Genomic DNA, 399 nt, shown 5'->3' on the forward strand with positions numbered 1-399 from the left:
GAAGGCAATGCCATCGATCACGCCGATGATGTCGACGATCTTGCGCGATGAGGCGTTGATCGAGCCCATGGTGTCGACCACTTGCGAGACCACGCTGCCGCCCTTGACCGCGACTTCGGAGGCCGAGACGGCCAGTTGGTTCGCCTGGCGCGCGTTGTCCGCGTTCTGCTTGACGGTGCTGGTGAGTTCTTCCATCGAGGCCGCCGTCTGCTCCAGCGAGCTGGCCTGCTCTTCGGTGCGCGACGACAGGTCCTGGTTGCCCGTCGCGATCTGGCTCGACGCGGTCGCGATCGTGTCCGTGCCCGTACGCACCTCGCCGACCACCTTCGCCAGGCTGTCGTTCATGTTCTTCAGCGCCTGCAGCAGTTGACCCGTCTCGTCGCGGCTTTGCACTTCGAT

Annotated in this window: 1 protein-coding gene; it reads right to left on the reverse strand. The window is 64.4% G+C overall.

Annotated features, from left to right (window positions below; all coding sequences use genetic code 11):
- On the reverse strand, positions 1-399 hold a 399-nt coding region (locus AC1D3B_RS36260), incomplete at both ends, for a methyl-accepting chemotaxis protein (protein WP_478195482.1).

Source organism: Variovorax sp. P5_A3 (genome assembly GCF_056400665.1).